This window comes from Pseudomonas sp. C32 (assembly GCF_030417915.1).
In the GTDB taxonomy this organism is placed as follows: domain Bacteria; phylum Pseudomonadota; class Gammaproteobacteria; order Pseudomonadales; family Pseudomonadaceae; genus Aquipseudomonas.
On the sequence record NZ_JAUHUK010000001.1, the window covers coordinates 121,366 to 137,683 of the forward strand.

Annotated in this window: 13 protein-coding genes; 9 read left to right on the forward strand and 4 right to left on the reverse strand. The window is 59.9% G+C overall.

The genetic code is table 11. From position 1 onward, the window contains the following. Window positions 1-206: 206 nt before the first annotated feature. Both QYH43_RS00525 and QYH43_RS00530 read right to left on the reverse strand, forming a co-directional pair. The gene (locus tag QYH43_RS00525) at window positions 207-1,832 is read right to left on the reverse strand and encodes an ABC transporter substrate-binding protein (protein WP_095058411.1); all 1,626 of its coding nucleotides are present in this window, start codon (window positions 1,830-1,832) and stop codon (window positions 207-209) included. A gap of 446 nt (window positions 1,833-2,278) precedes the next feature. Next, complete coding sequence (locus tag QYH43_RS00530; protein ID WP_095058412.1) at window positions 2,279-2,995, reverse strand: SIMPL domain-containing protein; 717 nt, start codon at window positions 2,993-2,995, stop codon at window positions 2,279-2,281. Between the two features lie 229 nt (window positions 2,996-3,224). On the opposite strand from QYH43_RS00530, the gene QYH43_RS00535 reads away from it, so the two are divergent. The 9 genes from QYH43_RS00535 (at window position 3,225) to QYH43_RS00575 (ending at window position 14,788) form a co-directional block, all read left to right on the forward strand. Further along, window positions 3,225-4,487: an ATP-binding protein gene (locus QYH43_RS00535; protein ID WP_095058413.1), complete on the forward strand. Its 1,263-nt coding sequence runs from the start codon at window positions 3,225-3,227 to the stop codon at window positions 4,485-4,487. Beyond that, window positions 4,480-5,040, forward strand: a complete 561-nt coding sequence (locus tag QYH43_RS00540; protein ID WP_085611319.1) for a response regulator transcription factor — start codon at window positions 4,480-4,482, stop codon at window positions 5,038-5,040. The genes QYH43_RS00535 and QYH43_RS00540 overlap by 8 nt, the downstream gene beginning before the upstream one ends. A 97-nt stretch (window positions 5,041-5,137) precedes the next feature. Then, entirely contained in the window at window positions 5,138-6,865 is a 1,728-nt protein-coding gene (locus QYH43_RS00545) for an ABC transporter ATP-binding protein/permease (protein ID WP_301155878.1), read from the forward strand. A 179-nt stretch (window positions 6,866-7,044) separates the two neighbouring features. Then, the gene (locus QYH43_RS00550) at window positions 7,045-7,794 is read left to right on the forward strand and encodes a FadR/GntR family transcriptional regulator (protein ID WP_095058455.1); all 750 of its coding nucleotides are present in this window, start codon (window positions 7,045-7,047) and stop codon (window positions 7,792-7,794) included. A gap of 374 nt (window positions 7,795-8,168) precedes the next feature. Then, on the forward strand, window positions 8,169-9,080 hold the full coding sequence (gene kdgD / locus QYH43_RS00555) for a 5-dehydro-4-deoxyglucarate dehydratase (protein ID WP_095058415.1): 912 nt from the start codon (window positions 8,169-8,171) through the stop codon (window positions 9,078-9,080). 60 nt (window positions 9,081-9,140) lie between these two features. Then, the gene (locus QYH43_RS00560; RefSeq protein WP_095058416.1) at window positions 9,141-10,586 is read left to right on the forward strand and encodes an aldehyde dehydrogenase family protein; all 1,446 of its coding nucleotides are present in this window, start codon (window positions 9,141-9,143) and stop codon (window positions 10,584-10,586) included. Between the two features lie 168 nt (window positions 10,587-10,754). Next, complete coding sequence (locus QYH43_RS00565; RefSeq protein ID WP_095058417.1) at window positions 10,755-12,125, forward strand: MFS transporter; 1,371 nt, start codon at window positions 10,755-10,757, stop codon at window positions 12,123-12,125. A gap of 11 nt (window positions 12,126-12,136) precedes the next feature. Next, on the forward strand, window positions 12,137-13,690 hold the full coding sequence (gene garD / locus QYH43_RS00570; protein WP_095058418.1) for a galactarate dehydratase: 1,554 nt from the start codon (window positions 12,137-12,139) through the stop codon (window positions 13,688-13,690). A gap of 156 nt (window positions 13,691-13,846) precedes the next feature. Then, the gene (locus tag QYH43_RS00575; RefSeq protein WP_095058419.1) at window positions 13,847-14,788 is read left to right on the forward strand and encodes an AEC family transporter; all 942 of its coding nucleotides are present in this window, start codon (window positions 13,847-13,849) and stop codon (window positions 14,786-14,788) included. 73 nt (window positions 14,789-14,861) lie between these two features. Here QYH43_RS00575 and QYH43_RS00580 read toward each other — a convergent pair whose 3' ends face one another. Both QYH43_RS00580 and QYH43_RS00585 read right to left on the reverse strand, forming a co-directional pair. Continuing rightward, window positions 14,862-15,242: a carboxymuconolactone decarboxylase family protein gene (locus QYH43_RS00580; RefSeq protein WP_095058420.1), complete on the reverse strand. Its 381-nt coding sequence runs from the start codon at window positions 15,240-15,242 to the stop codon at window positions 14,862-14,864. Continuing rightward, window positions 15,239-16,300 (reverse strand): calcium/sodium antiporter, encoded by a 1,062-nt coding sequence (locus tag QYH43_RS00585; protein ID WP_095058421.1) that lies wholly within the window; start codon window positions 16,298-16,300, stop codon window positions 15,239-15,241. Before QYH43_RS00585 ends, QYH43_RS00580 begins: the two co-directional genes overlap by 4 nt. Window positions 16,301-16,318 lie beyond the last annotated feature (18 nt).

The window sequence follows — 16,318 nt, forward strand, 5'->3', positions numbered from 1 at the left end:
CGATCAGCCACAGATGCACGGGTCGGTACCCGACGGTAGGGACCGTGGGACCGGCAGTAAATGCGTAGAGTCCTAAAGACTCGTAGGAAATGGCAACGCGTCCGACTCGAATGCTGTAGTCAGCTTCGGATTCGGATGTAGGCAAATTCCTGCTTTCTCGGTAGATAAAGCAACGGCGACGTCAGAAACGTCGCCGTTGCAACACCTTACTTGCTGACGCTGACGCCGTAGAAGGAGTTCAAGCCAAATGGGCTGATCTTGAAGTCCTGCACGTTGGCGCGCATGGGTTGGAACACCGTCGAGTGAGCGATAGGTGTCATCGGGACGGCGTCTTTGAGGACGTGTTGCGCTTGTTTGTACAGCTCAGTGCGCTTGCCTTGGTCCGAAGTGCGCTTGGCTTGTTTGACGATGTCGTCGAACTTCTTGTCGCACCACTTGGAGAAGTTGTTGCCTTCCAGGGAGTCGCAACCGAACAGCACGTTGAGCCAGTTGTCCGGGTCACCGTTGTCGCCGCTCCAGCCAATCAGCATCGCGCCGTTCTCGCCGCCCTTGGAGCGCTTGATGTACTCGCCCCACTCGTAGCTCTGGATCTTGACCTTGAGGCCGATCTTCGCCCAGTCGGACTGCAGCATTTCAGCCATCAGCTTGGCGTTCGGGTTGTACGGACGCTGAACCGGCATCGCCCACAGGACGATCTCGGTACCTTCCTTGACGCCGGCTTCCTTGAGCAGCTCTTTGGCTTTCTCAGGATCGTACTTGGCGTCCTTGATGGTGGTGTCGTAGGACCACTGGGTCGGCGGCATGGCGTTGACCGCCAGTTGGCCGGCGCCCTGGTACACGGAGTCAATGATCTGCTGCTTGTTGACGGCCATGTCCATCGCCTGGCGCACTTTCAACTGCGACATCGGGTTCGGCTTGTCGTCGCCCTTGATCTTGTCCATCACGTTGTAGGCGATGTAGCCCAGGTTGAAGCCCGCCTGCTCAGGCATCTTCAGGGATTTATCTTCCTTGAGCGCCTTCAGGTCGGCCGGACGAGGGAACAGGGTGACCTGGCACTCGTTCTTCTTCAGCTTCTGGATACGTACCGACGGGTCGGTGGTGATGGCGAAGATCAGGTTGTCGATCTTCACGTCATCCGGCTTCCAGTAGTCCTTGTTCCCGGTGTAGCGGATGTTGGAGTCTTTCTGGTAGCTCTTGAACACGAACGGCCCGGTGCCGACCGGTTTCTGGTTGATGTCGGCAGCCTTGCCGTCCTTGAGCAGCTGGGCAGCGTACTCGGCGGACTGGACCGAGGCGAAACTCATTGCCATGTTCTGGATGAACGCGGCATCGACGTCTTTGAGGGTGAACTTGACGGTGTGATCGTCGACTTTATCGATCTTGGTGATGTTGGTATCCATCCCCATGTCGGTGAAGTACGGGAATTCGGTCGGGTACGCTTTGCGGAACGGGTCATCCTTGTTAATCATGCGATTAAAGGTGAACAGCACGTCGTCGGCGTTGAACTCACGAGTTGGCTTGAAGTACGGGGTGGTGTGGAACTTGACGCCTTCACGCAGGTGGAAGGTGTAAGTCAGGCCGTCATCGGATACGTCCCAGCTGGTCGCCAGGCCAGGAATCACGGCGGTGCCGCCGCGCTCGAACTGGGTCAGGCGGTTGAACATGGTTTCTGCAGAGGCGTCGAAGTCGGTTCCGGTGGTGTATTGACCTGGATCGAAACCGGCCGGGCTCCCTTCGGAGCAGAACACCAGGTTGGTCGCTGCTTGGGCGAATGGTGCGCTGGCTAACAAGCTTGCGCCAACTAAGAACGGAATGACCGCGTTTTTAAGCATGGTGGCCTCATGATTTGTTGTCATTTTTGGAATGTGAGGACGACCTCGTGAGTCGTTCCTGCGGATACTTATGCAGGGGCCATACCCAATGCAAGATCCAGAGTGACTACAAGCCTTAAACGGTGGCACGAACGTACCTTAATGTCGCATCGGTGTAACTTCTGGCGCATTTGACCGTTTGCGCGACGTTTTTTCGGTGCAAATGCCGCACTTTGACGGTGCGCCCGGTGCTTGGGTTGCACCCGGTCAGGGCGGGGTGTTACTTATTCATACCCCGATTTTAAGGGTGGGTATGGCGTGAATAAGAGTGGTTATTGTTGCACCGATAGTGGCCAATCGACCGCTTTTTCGGGTAGACCTACCATTTATAGCTCATGCCTGAAAACTGCCAATAAAAAACGGCGATCATTTTTAATGATCGCCGTTTTTGTTGTCGGGTTATCGAATCAAGGCATCAGCACTTCAATCGACCCGTCTGCGGTCATGCTCACCTGGCTGGTTCCGGCTTCGACTTCCGGCGTGACCGGTGCACTGTCCATGGCCGCTGCTTTCATCATCATCGGCGCGCGCATGTACGGTTGTGGATAACCATTGCTGTTGAGGTTCAGGTTGACGATCTTGTAGCCCTTGCCGCCCAGCGCATCGGTGGCCAGTTGGGCGCGGGCCTTGAACGCGGTCACGGCGTCTTTTAGCAGGGCGTCTTCGCTGGCCTTGCGGGTCGGCGTGGCGATGGCGAAGTCCATGCCGCCCATTTTCATGTCGGTGAGCAATTCGCCGGTCAGCTTCGACAGCGCGGCGAAGTCCGAGCTTTCCAGGCGCAACTCGGCGCGTTCACGCCAGCCGGTGATCTTCTGGCCCTTGGTGTCGTAGATCGGATAGCTGTTGCGGCTGCCCTGGCGCAGGGAAATGTCCTTGACCTGCTTGGCCTGGGCCAGTGCCTTGTTCATGGTGGTGCTGACCTCGGCGGCGAGTTTGGCCGGGTCGGTGTTCTGTGCTTCGGTGTAGAGCGTCACGATCATCAGATCGCGGGCCACTTCCTGACTGACTTCGGCGCGCAGGGAAATCTGGTTGTAATGAAGCTCGTCGGCGGCCAGGGCCGGGAGGCTGGCGAGGGTGCCGGCACTCAGGGCGAGAAGGGCGGCGCTGCGGCGGAATGTGTGCATGAAGGCTCCTTGAAAGGTGCGCAGGTGTATGGTCCGGGCCTGCGTGAAACCATCAGACTCTATGGAGCAGCCGCAAGTTTCAAGCTGCAAGCCACAAGTAAAAGCTTGCAGCTTGAAGCTTATAGCTTGCAGCTGCTTCACTGTGGCCGTTTGCCGCACTTTTGCCTGTCAGCCCCCGCGCTTGGTTATACTCCCGGTGATCCGCCTGGAGCGCTCATCAGGAGAGCTCATGCTCGCCCCCGTTCAAATCACTTCCGCCACTCGCCAGAACCTCTGGCGGCTGACGTTCATCCGCACGTTGGTGCTGGCCGCCCAGGCCGGTTCCGTGGGCCTGGCCTACTGGTTCGAATTGCTGCCGCTGCCCTGGTTCCAGCTGGCCGCGACGCTCGCGTGTTCAATGCTGCTGTGCGTGTTCACGGCCATTCGCCTGCGCACTTCGTGGCCGGTGACCGAGCTTGAGTACGCCGTGCAACTGGCTTGCGACCTTTTTATCCACAGCGCGTTGCTGTATTTCTCCGGCGGTTCGACCAACCCCTTCGTCTCTTATTACCTGGTGCCGCTGACCATCGCTGCGGTGACGCTGCCATGGCGTTATTCGGTGATTCTGTCGGGTATCGCGCTGACGATGTACACGTTGTTGCTGGCGCAGTTCTACCCATTGCAGACCTTCCCGATTGCCCGGGAAAACCTGCAGGTGTACGGGATGTGGCTGAGCTTCGCCCTCGCTGCGGCGGTCATCACGTTCTTCGCCGCACGCATGGCTGAAGAGCTGCGACGCCAGGAAGAATTGCGCGCTATCCGCCGCGAAGAAGGCCTGCGCGATCAGCAGTTACTGGCCGTCGCCACCCAGGCCGCGGGCGCTGCCCATGAGTTGGGCACGCCGCTGGCGACCATGAGCGTGCTGCTCAAGGAAATGCGTCAGGACCATCACGACCCGATGCTGCAAGACGACCTGAGCGTGCTGCAGGATCAGGTCAAGCTGTGCAAGGAAACCTTGCAGCAGCTTGTTCGGGCAGCGGAGGCCAATCGCCGTTTGGCGGTGGAGATGCAGGACGTCACCGATTGGCTCGACGAAGCCCTCAATCGCTGGCACCTGATGCGCCCCGAAGCCAGTTATCGCTTCCAGCGCCTCGGCCAGGGCGCGGTGCCGCGCATGGCGCCGCCGCCGGACCTGACCCAGGCGCTGCTGAATTTGCTGAACAACGCCGCCGATGCCTGTCCCGAAGGTCTGCAAGTGACCCTGGACTGGGATTGGGAAAACCTGACCATCAGCATTCGCGACCACGGCGCCGGTGTGCCGCTGGCCATTGCCGAACAGATCGGCAAACCGTTTTTTACCACCAAGGGCAAAGGCTTCGGTCTGGGCCTGTTTTTGAGTAAGGCGAGCGTGACACGCGCTGGCGGCTCAGTGAAACTCTACAGTCATGAGGAAGGTGGCACGCTCACCGAGCTGCGCCTGCCCCGTGTCGCCCGAGGAAACGAACATGAGTGAAGAGATCCAAGTCGAAGGCGAAGAACTGCCGCATTTGTTGCTGGTCGATGACGATGCAACGTTTACCCGCGTCATGGCCCGCGCCATGGCCCGCCGTGGTTTTCGCGTCAGCACTGCTGGCTCTGCTGAAGAAGGCCTGACCATCGCCCAGGCCGACCTGCCGGATTACGCCGCCCTGGACCTGAAAATGGACGGCGACTCGGGTCTGGTGCTGTTGCCGAAGTTGCTGGAGCTGGACCCGGAAATGCGCGTGGTGATCCTCACCGGTTACTCGAGCATTGCCACGGCGGTCGAAGCGATCAAGCGTGGCGCCTGCAACTACCTGTGCAAACCGGCCGACGCCGACGACGTGCTGGCAGCGTTGCTGTCCGAGCATGCCGACCTCGACAGCCTGGTGCCGGAAAACCCGATGTCCGTGGACCGCTTGCAGTGGGAACACATCCAACGCGTGCTGACCGAGCACGAAGGCAACATTTCCGCCACTGCCCGCGCCCTGGGCATGCACCGCCGCACGCTGCAGCGCAAACTGCAGAAGCGTCCCGTTCGTCGCTGAACCTGCGCTGAACGAATGCGGGCCGCTCCTCGCGACAAACCGAACCGATCATCTATGATCGGTTCGAACGTGTTCATTTCTTTATCGAGCCTTTTCCATGAATCAGAACGCTGAGTACTCCGCGGTCAATGATGCTGTGCGCAGGCAGTTTTTTCGCAAAGTGTGGGCGATGATCACGCCTTACTGGCGCAGTGAAGAGAAGGCCAAGGCCTGGACGCTACTGATCGCGGTGATCGCGCTGTCGCTGATCAGCGTGGGGATCTCGGTGTGGTTCAACACCTGGTACAAGGATTTCTACAACGCCTTGCAACAGAAGGATGAAGCCGCGTTCTGGCGGTTGATTCTGTACTTCTGTGCGATTGCCACCGTGGCGATTATCGGCGCGGTGTACCGACTCTACCTGACCCAGATGCTGACGATCCGCTGGCGCGCCTGGCTCACCGAAAAGCATTTCTCGCGTTGGCTCGCCGACAAGAATTACTACAAGCTGGAGCAGGGTGGCTACACCGATAACCCGGACCAGCGGATTTCCGAAGACCTCAACAACTTCACCTCCGATACCTTGAGCCTGGGCATTGGCTTGCTGCGCAATGTCGTCAGCCTGGTGTCGTTCTCGATCATCCTGTGGGGCGTGTCGGGCAGCATCGAAGTGTTCGGTGTGACCATTCCCGGCTACATGTTCTGGTGCGTGCTGGTTTACGCCGTGGTGGGTAGCTGGCTGACGCATTTGATCGGTCGTCGCCTGATCGGCCTGAACAACCGGCAACAGCGCTTCGAAGCCGACCTGCGTTTCTCCATGGTGCGGGTTCGCGAGAATGCCGAAAGTATTGCGTTGTACAACGGCGAGCCCAACGAAAACCGCCGCCTGAGCAGTCGCTTTTCGATGGTCTGGCACAACTTCTGGGACATCATGAAGGTGTCCAAGCGCCTGACCTTCTTCACGTCCGGTTACGAGCAAGCGGCAATCATTTTCCCTTTCATTGTCGCCGCACCACGTTACCTCTCCGGCAAGATCGAATTGGGCGAGCTGATGCAAATCAGCTCGGCATTCGGCAATGTCCAGGACAGTTTCAGCTGGTTCATCACTGCATACCAGAGCCTCGCCTCGTGGCGCGCCACCTGCGATCGTCTGCTCAGCTTCCGTCAGGCCATGACCGACAACGAACAACGCGCGCCGGCCATCGATGTGCAAACCACGGGCTCCGCGTTGAAGGTGCACGACCTCGGCCTCGATCTGGCAGACGGTCGTCATTTGTTGACCAGTGCCGACATGATCGTGGAGGAAGGCGAGCGCGTGATGCTCAGCGGTCGTTCCGGCAGCGGCAAGTCGACCTTGCTGCGGGCGATGGGGCACCTGTGGCCAACGGGGCACGGCAGCATTCGTTTGCCGTCGGCGCGCTATCTGTTCCTGCCGCAGAAACCCTATCTGCCGATTGGCACGTTGCGTGAGGCGCTGAGTTATCCACAGGTCGCCGACACCTATCCCAACGAGCGCTACGTGCACGTGCTGGAAACTTGCCGTCTGCCGCATCTGGTGGCGCGTCTGGATGAAGCCAACCACTGGCAGCGCCTGTTATCGCCGGGTGAACAACAGCGCCTGGCCTTTGCCCGCGCTCTGCTTTACGCGCCGCAATGGCTGTACATGGACGAAGCGACATCGGCGATGGATGAAGAGGACGAGGCGTCGTTGTATCAGGCGTTGATCGATGAGTTGCCGGGGTTGAGCATCGTCAGCGTCGGCCATCGCAGCAGCCTCAAGCGCTTCCATCCGCGGCACATTCGTATCGAGAATGGCCACCTGGTGGACCAGACTGTGACCGCCTGAACACCACGCCCCTGTAGGAGCTGGCTTGCCAGCGATGAACGATAACGCAGTTTCACAGACGGACCGCGTGATGGCCATCGCTGGCAAGCCAGCTCCTACAGAGGGCGGGGTGATCGTACAACCGCGTTGCGCTATGATGCGCTTTCAACAGCCGAATCTTTTCGAGACAGATGTTCACCATGGAAAACCCGAACGCCACACCACGTCTCCCTCGCAAGCGGCGCAGCCTCGCTCAGGAACTGGTGACGGTGCTGTCCGAGCAGATCCGCGACGGTCAGCTCAAGCGTGGCGACAAATTGCCCACCGAGTCGGCGATCATGGATGCCCATGGCGTCAGCCGCACCGTGGTGCGCGAAGCGATTTCCCGTTTGCAGGCGGCGGGGCAGGTCGAAACCCGGCATGGCATCGGCACCTTCGTGCTCGACACGCCGAGCCCGAGCGGTTTTCGTATCGACCCGGCGACCGTGGTGACCTTGCGTGACGTGCTGGCGATTCTTGAATTGCGCATCAGCCTGGAAGTGGAATCCGCCGGCCTGGCCGCGCAACGCCGCAGCCCGGAACAACTGGCGACCATGCGTGCCGCTCTGGATGCTTTGAACGAAAGCGCGGCCCACGCCAGTGACGCGGTGGCGTCGGACTTCGCCTTTCACCTTGAAATCGCCTTGTCCACCGGTAACCGCTATTTCACCGACATCATGACCCATCTGGGCACCAGCATCATTCCCCGCACCCGGCTCAACTCCGCGCGACTGGCCCACGATGACCAGCAGCACTACATGAGTCGCCTGAGCCGCGAGCACGAAGAAATCTACGATGCCATTGCCCGTCAGGATTCCGATGCGGCACGGGCCGCCATGCGCCTGCACCTGACCAACAGCCGTGAGCGGTTGCGTCATGCGCATGAAGAGGCTGAGGCGCAGCGGGGTTAAAACCTCTGCCAGCGACTCATCGCCTGATAAGCCGTCATCGCGAGCAGGCTCACTCCCACCGTGTTTTGTGTACCGGACCCCTGTAGGAGCGAGCCTGCTCGCGATAGGGCCGCAAGCCATAAAATAAAACCCGTGCCTAAAATCTTCCGACAACGTATCTCTCAAACGACCGTTCATCACGGCGCTCGCAACTGTCCTCCCTCCGTTGAATCCCTCTAAAAATCTAGCTCGTAGCTTATTTTGTCGAACAATTTCCCCCCGTCGCGATGAAATGCAGTTGACGATTATCTTTTAAGTTGTACGATGACCTACAACTTCGGCGCAGGCTGAACGGTTTTCTCACACACAACGTCGCAATCCAGGGTGTTCGAATAATGAATCCACAAGAACTGAAGTCCATCCTCTCTTCCGGTCTGCTGTCTTTCCCGGTCACCGATTTCAATGCCCAGGGCGATTTCAACCGCGCTGGCTACATCAAACGTCTGGAATGGCTGGCCCCATACGGCGCCTCGGCTCTGTTCGCCGCGGGCGGCACCGGTGAGTTCTTCTCTCTGGCGGCCAGCGAATATTCGGAAATCATCAAGACTGCCGTCGACACCTGCGCTACCAGCGTGCCGATTCTGGCCGGTGTCGGTGGTTCGACCCGCCAGGCCATCGAGTACGCTCAGGAAGCCGAGCGTCTGGGCGCCAAAGGTCTGTTGCTGCTGCCGCACTACCTGACCGAAGCCAGCCAGGACGGCGTTGCCGCCCACGTTGAAGCCGTGTGCAAATCGGTCAACATCGGCGTCGTGGTCTACAACCGTAACGTCTGCCGCCTGACCGCACCGCTGCTGGAACGTCTGGCCGAGCGCTGCCCGAACCTGATCGGCTACAAGGATGGCCTGGGCGATATCGAGTTGATGGTGTCGATCCGTCGCCGCCTCGGTGATCGCTTCACCTACCTGGGTGGTCTGCCGACCGCCGAAGTCTACGCCGCTGCCTACAAGGCTCTCGGCGTGCCGGTCTACTCCTCGGCGGTGTTCAACTTCATCCCGAAAACCGCGATGGATTTCTACCACGCGATCACTCGTGAAGATCACGCCACCGTTGGCAAGATCATCGATGACTTCTTCCTGCCGTATCTGGACATCCGTAACCGCAAGTCCGGTTACGCCGTGAGCATCGTCAAGGCCGGGGCAAAAATTGCCGGCTATGACGCAGGTCCTGTGCGTGCACCGCTGACCGATCTGACGGGCGAAGAGTACGAAATGCTCGCCGCGCTGATCGACAAGCAGGGTGCGCAGTAACACATCCGATTAAGTAAGGCCGCTGAGCAATCAGCGGCCTTTTGCGTGAGGAGATCTCAAGTGGCAGATGCAAAGCGTTTTGATAACTACATCAACGGCGAATGGGTTGCCGGTGGCGATTATTCGACCAACATCAACCCGTCCGAACTGAGCGATGCCATCGGCGATTACGCCAAGGCTGACCTGACTCAAGTCCACGCCGCCATCGACGCCGCCCGCGCCGCGTTCCCGGCCTGGTCCACGTCCGGCATTCAGGCACGTCACGATTCTCTCGATAAAGTCGGTACCGAAATCCTCGCCCGGCGCGAAGAGCTCGGCAACCTGCTGGCCCGGGAAGAGGGCAAGACCCTGCCTGAGGCCATCGGCGAAGTGACTCGCGCCGGTAACATCTTCAAGTTCTTCGCCGGTGAATGTCTGCGCTTGTCCGGCGACTACTTGCCGTCGGTGCGTCCGGGCGTCAACGTTGAAGTCACTCGCGAAGCCTTGGGCGTGGTCGGTCTGATCACCCCGTGGAACTTCCCGATTGCCATTCCGGCGTGGAAAATCGCCCCGGCCCTGGCCTACGGCAACTGCGTCGTGCTCAAGCCTGCTGACCTGGTTCCGGGTTGCGCCTGGGCGCTGGCCGAAATCATCTCCCGCGCAGGCTTCCCGGCCGGTGTGTTCAACCTGGTGATGGGCAGCGGTCGCGTGGTGGGCGATGCACTGGTCCACAGCCCGAAAGTCGACGGCATCAGCTTCACCGGTTCCGTGGGCGTCGGTCGTCAGATCGCGGTCAGCTGCGTATCGCGCCAAGCCAAGGTCCAGTTGGAAATGGGCGGCAAGAACCCGCAGATCATTCTCGACGACGCCGACCTCAAGCAAGCGGTCGAGCTGTCGGTGCAGAGCGCGTTCTACTCCACTGGCCAGCGTTGCACGGCCTCGAGCCGCTTTATCGTCACCGCTGGCATCCACGACCAGTTCGTCGAAGCCATGGCCGAGCGCATGAAGTCGATCAAAGTCGGCCACGCACTGAAAGCCGGCACCGACATCGGCCCGGTGGTCTCGCAAGCCCAGCTTGAACAGGACATGAAGTACATCGACATCGGCCAATCCGAAGGTGCGCGTCTGGTCAGCGGCGGTGGTCTGGTGACGTGCGACACCGAGGGTTACTTCCTCGCGCCAACGCTGTTTGCCGACAGCGAAGCGTCGATGCGCATCAGCCGTGAAGAGATCTTCGGCCCAGTGGCCAACATCGTCCGTGTGGCTGATTACGAAGCTGCGCTGGCCATGGCCAACGACACCGAATTCGGTCTGTCGGCGGGCATTGCCACCACGTCGCTGAAATACGCCAACCACTTCAAGCGCCACTCCCAGGCCGGGATGGTGATGGTCAACCTGCCGACCGCCGGTGTGGATTACCACGTTCCTTTCGGTGGGCGTAAAGGTTCATCCTATGGATCACGTGAGCAAGGTCGCTATGCGCAAGAGTTCTACACGGTCGTGAAGACCAGCTACATCGGTTCGTAAACGCAATACCCCTGTAGGAGCGAGCTTGCTCGCGATGGTCTTGAGTACGCGGCGCTCAACCTGATGCCCCGCGTCATCGTTGACCACCATCGCGAGCAAGCTCGCTCCTACAGGGGAGAAACAACAGATTCACCCGCGCATAAAAATAATCAGTGGGAGTACATCTACATGCAATCGACCCAGAAGCCGACTCACGTCCGCTATTTGATTCTGCTCATGCTTTTCATCGTGACCACGATCAACTACGCCGACCGGGCTACCATCGCAATCGCCGGCTCCAGCCTGCAAAAAGACCTCGGCATTGACGCGGTCACCCTCGGCTATATCTTCTCCGCATTCGGTTGGGCCTATGTGGCCGGGCAAATCCCCGGTGGCTGGCTGCTGGACCGTTTCGGTTCGAAAAAAATCTACGCACTGAGCATCTTCACCTGGTCGCTGTTCACCGTGCTGCAGGGTTATGTCGGCGAGTTCGGCATGTCCACCGCAGTGGTTGCGCTGTTCATGCTGCGCTTTTTGGTGGGCCTGGCTGAAGCGCCATCCTTCCCCGGCAACGCACGCATCGTGGCCGCCTGGTTCCCGACCGCTGAACGCGGCACCGCCTCGGCGATTTTCAACTCGGCGCAATACTTTGCCACCGTGTTGTTTGCACCGCTGATGGGCTGGATCGTCTACAGCTTCGGCTGGCAGCACGTGTTCATCGTCATGGGCGTGATCGGCATCATCTTCTCCGGGATCTGGCTGAAAGTGATCTACAGCCCGCGCCAGCACCCGCTGATCAACGAGGCCGAGTTCAAGCACATCGCCGACAACGGCGGCATGGTCGACATGGACCAGGACAAGGGCAAAGGCAAAAAGGGCGACGGTCCGAAGTGGGACTACATACGCCAACTGTTGACCAACCGCATGATGCTCGGCGTGTATCTGGGCCAGTACTGCATCAACGGCATCACCTACTTCTTCCTGACCTGGTTCCCGGTGTACCTGGTGCAGGAGCGCGGCATGACCATCCTCAAGGCCGGTTTCATCGCGTCCTTGCCGGCGATCTGCGGCTTCATTGGTGGTGTACTCGGCGGGGTGATTTCCGATTACCTGCTGCGTAAAGGTCATTCCCTGACCTTCGCCCGCAAGGCGCCGATTATCGCTGGCCTGTTGGTTTCCAGCAGCATCGTGGCGTGCAACTACGTGGACGTTGAATGGATGGTCGTCGGCTTCATGGCCCTGGCATTCTTCGGCAAAGGCGTGGGCGCATTGGGCTGGGCGGTGGTGTCCGACACCTCGCCGAAGCAGATCGCCGGTCTCAGCGGTGGCTTGTTCAACACCTTCGGCAACATTGCTTCGATCACCACGCCAATCGTGATCGGCTACATCATCAGCTCCACCGGTTCGTTCAAATGGGCGCTGGTGTTTGTTGGTTGCAACGCACTGGTCGCGGTGTTCAGCTATCTGGTGATCGTGGGCCCGATCAAACGTGTGGTGCTCAAAGAGCCGCCTGCGAACGGTACTGAAGCCCCTGGCAAATTGTCTCAAGCGCATTCCTGAGGAGCGGCGTCATGCAGTTGATTGAACATTCCGATTCGCCGCGCTACATCCGTCTGCACGAGCGGGACAACGTGGTGATCGTGGTCAATGATCAGGGTGTACCGGCCGGCACCGAGTTTGCCGATGGCCTGGTTACCGTGGACTTCGTGCCGCAGAGCCATAAGGTCACTCTGGAAGACATTCCCTCGGGTGGCCAGGTGATTCGTTACGGCCAGGTCATTGGCTACGCCTTGCAGCCGATTCCGCGCGGCAGTTGGGTCAAGGAAGATCAACTGCGCATGCCGACCGCGCCACCGCTGGACAGCCTGCCGCTGTCCACCGAAGTGCCGGCCGCGCAGGCACCGCTGGAAGGGTTTACTTTCGAGGGTTATCGCAACGCCGACGGCACCGTCGGCACGCGTAACATCCTCGGTATCACCACCACGGTTCAGTGCGTAACGGGTGTGCTAGACCATGCGGTAAAACGCATCAAGGACGAGTTGCTGCCCAAGTATCCGCACGTCGATGACGTGGTGGCGCTGACCCACAGTTACGGCTGTGGCGTGGCCATCACAGCCACCGACGCCTACATCCCGATTCGTACCGTGCGCAACCTGGCGCGCAACCCGAACCTGGGTGGCGAAGCCTTGGTGATCAGCCTGGGTTGCGAGAAATTGCAGGCCGGGCAGGTGATGCACGAGAACGACAGTTCGGTGGATCTCAGCGAGCCGTGGTTGTATCGGCTACAGGATTCCAGTCACGGCTTCACCGAGATGATCGAGCAGATCATGGAGCTGGCCGAGACGCGTTTGAAGAAGCTCGATCAGCGCCGCCGGGAAACCGTGCCGGCGTCCGAGCTGATTCTTGGCATGCAGTGCGGCGGCAGTGATGCGTTTTCCGGCATCACCGCTAACCCCGCATTGGGCTATGCCTCGGACTTGTTGCTGCGGGCTGGCGCGACGGTGATGTTTTCCGAAGTCACCGAAGTGCGCGATGCGATTTATCTGCTGACTTCTCGGGCGCAAACCAAGGAAGTCGCGCAGGAACTGGTGCGCGAAATGGACTGGTACGACCGTTACCTGGCCAAGGGCGAGGCGGACCGCAGCGCCAACACTACGCCGGGCAACAAGAAGGGCGGGTTGTCGAACATTGTCGAGAAGTCCCTGGGGTCGATCGTCAAGTCCGGCAGCAGCGCGATCACTGGCGTGCTTGGCCCTGGCGAGCGCTTCAAGGAAAAAGGCCTGATCTTCTGCGCGACCCCGGCCAGTGACTTTGTCTGCGGGACGTTGCAGCTGGCGGCAGGGATGAACCTGCACGTGTTCACGACCGGTCGTGGTACGCCGTACGGTTTGGCGATGGCGCCGGTGGTGAAGGTCTCGACCCGGACGGAACTGGCCCAGCGCTGGCCGGACCTGATCGACATTGACGCCGGACGGATCGCTACTGGACGCGCTTCCATCGAAGACCTCGGTTGGGAGTTGTTCCACTACTATCTGGACGTGGCCAGCGGCAAGAAGCAGACGTGGGCGGAGCAGCACAAACTGCATAACGACATCACCTTGTTCAACCCGGCGCCGATCACGTAAGACCGCGTCGCCTGCATCGCTGGCAAGCCAGCTCCTACAAGGATTGCGCTGAACCTTTAGGAGCTGGCTTGCCAGCGATAGCGATCTACCAGACGCCAACGTCTGCGGTGGCTTATCATTAGCCACCTAACGACGCCCACCAAGGTTACCCCCGGCATGCTGGCAATTTTCCTCGAAACCCTGAACATCACCGCACCGGTGTTCGCCATGCTGTTTCTGGGGGTGTTGCTCAAGCGCGTCGGCTGGATCAATGACAACTTCATCCACACCGCGTCGGCCCTGGTGTTCAACGTCACCATGCCGGCGTTGCTGTTTCTGGGCATCCTGCATGCCGACCTGCACGCCGCACTGCAACCGGCGCTGCTGATCTACTTCTCCCTCGCGACCCTGGTGTGTTTTGCCATTGCCTGGGGGTGGGCGATCTTCAAGTGCCCGCGTGAAGACCGGGGGATTTACACCCAGGGCGCGTTTCGCGGCAACAACGGCGTCATTGGCCTCGCGCTGGCCGCGAGCATGTATGGCGACTACGGGATTTCCCTTGGGGCGATTCTCGCGGCGCTGGTGATTCTGTTCTACAACACGCTGTCGACCATTGTGCTGGCGGTGTACAGCCCGGTGATCAAGTCCGATCCGTGGAGCATCTGCAAAAGCGTGTTCAGCAATCCGTTGATCATCAGCGTGATTGCGGCGGCGCCATTTGCCTATTTCAAGATCGGGTTGCCGGGTTGGCTGGAAACTTCCGGACAGTATCTGGCGCAAACCACGTTGCCGTTGGCGCTGATCTGCATCGGCGGTACGTTGTCGCTGGCGGCGCTGCGCAAGAGCGGCAACATGGCGCTGAGTTCGAGTCTGGTGAAGATGATCGGCCTGCCGGTACTGGCGACCCTGGGTGCCTGGTTGTGGGGCTTTCGTGGCGCGGAGTTGGGGATTTTGTTTTTGTACTTCGGCAGCCCGACCGCAGCGGCCAGTTTTGTCATGGCCCGGGCGGCTAATGGCAACCATGAGCTGGCGGCGGCGATTATCGTGATCACCACGTTGATGGCGGCGGTCACCACCAATCTCGGGATCTTCGTTTTGCAGTGGGGTGGGTGGATCTAAAGGCAAAGGTCAAAAGATCGCAGCCTGCGGTGTAGGCGCTGCCGCAGGCTGCGATCTTTTCAAAGCAACAAAATTATTCCGGCTTCTGATAACTGTCGATCACTTCCTGCGCTGCCCGAAACGCATCAATCGCCGCCGGCACACCGGCATACACCGCGCAATGCAGCAGGGCTTCACGAATCTCTTCCACTGTGCAGCCATTGTTCAGCGCGCCGCGCACGTGACCTTTCAATTCCTGCGGGCACTTGAGTGCCGTCAGCGCGGCGAGGGTGATCAGGCTGCGGGTTTTCAGCGGCAGGCCTTCGCGATTCCACACACCGCCCCAGGCGTGTTCGTTGACGAAATCCTGCAGCGGCTGGGTGAATTCGGTGGCATTGCCCAGTGCGCGGTCGACAAAGGCGTCCCCCATTACTTGGCGACGCACTTCAACGCCGCTTTTTTTATTCTCGCTCATGGCAATTCTCTCTTGTGGTGTTGGCGACGCCAGGCGCGCAGTGACGTGAACAGCAAATACGCCACCAGCGCCGGCAGGACGAAAAACAGCATCAGGTGTTCAAGCTTGCCCGCCAGCGGCATGCCGGTGGTGAACGACACCACGTGCAGTCCATATGCCAGGTACAAACCCAAAAACAGCAGGCCTTCGGCGCGGGTCACGCGGTAGCCGGTATAGAACAGCGGCAGGCAAAGCACGGCGACACCGAGCATCACTGGCAAGTCAAAATCCAGCGCGTTGGGCGACACCGACAGTGGCGACGGCGCCACCAGTACCGTAACGCCGAGCACCCCCAAGAGGTTGAACAGGTTGCTGCCGATAACGTTACCTACAGCGATGTCACGCTCGCCGCGAATCGCGGCGATCAGCGAGGTGGCCAGCTCGGGTAAGGATGTGCAGACGGCAACGATAGTCAGACCGATGATCCGCTCTGAAAACCCCAGGTCAGTGGCGACCGCGACGGCCGCGCCCAGTAGCAGATGTCCTGCGTAAACCAGCATTGCCAACCCGCTGACAATCATCAGCAAGCTGCTGATCCAAGGCGCCTGTGCCTTGTGGTCATGGCTTGAAACCGGGCGCGCTGAGTGTCGCGATTGGCGCAGCAACAGGCCGAGGTACAGCGCCAGCGCCATCAGCAATATCACGCCGTCCGTGCGGGTCAGTTCTTCGTTCCACGCCAGGACCGACACCAGCAAACTGGCACCGATCATCAGCGGGATGTCCAGGCGCACCAGTTGCCGGGAAACCCGCAAGGGAATGATCAGCGCGGACAGTCCAAGAGTGACGAGGATGTTGAAAATGCTGCTGCCGATCACGCTGCCGACGGCGATGTCGGCGTTGTTCGTCAGGGTCGCTTGCAGGCTCACCGCCATCTGCGGTGCGCTGCTGCCGAGGGCGACGATGGTCAGGCCGATGATCAGGGGCCGGACATGCAGGCGCGCGGCCAGGCGCACGGCGGCGCGGACCATCAGTTCGGCGCCGACAATCAACAGCAGCAGCCCGCTGAACAGTTCGATCACACTGATCAGGGGTAAATC